The sequence below is a fragment of the Burkholderia sp. SIMBA_051 genome (genome assembly GCF_046534915.1).
GTDB classification, from domain to species: Bacteria; Pseudomonadota; Gammaproteobacteria; order Burkholderiales; family Burkholderiaceae; genus Burkholderia; species Burkholderia ambifaria.
The window spans coordinates 1-271 of sequence record NZ_JAWRXS010000286.1; the positions used below are offsets into that span (position 1 = coordinate 1).

A 271-nucleotide genomic window follows, 5' to 3' on the forward strand; every position below is an offset into this window, starting at 1 on the left:
TTCTTACCACAACCGCGGCCTCATGATTAAAGGTCAATCCCAAATCAACCAGCACAAATCCGATCAACGACGAAGCGAGGACCGGCAACATTAACCTTGGATACCTTTTAATCGCGAGCGACGTCAGGAACCGGATATTGCCCGTCTCCAGATATCCGCACGCGAGAGCAAAACCAGATACCACAAATAATACGTACACCGCGAAGTCGCCGTCGGTCGGAAAGAGCAGATACCACCTCCTTAAAGTCGGATCTGCAGCGATTAAAACTCC

The 271-nt window shown here is 50.2% G+C and carries 1 protein-coding gene; it reads right to left on the minus strand.

Annotated elements, in window-relative coordinates; translation table 11 throughout:
- A partial coding sequence (locus SB771_RS34560) for an acyltransferase family protein (protein ID WP_410721984.1) occupies window positions 1–271 on the minus strand: 271 nt, incomplete at both ends.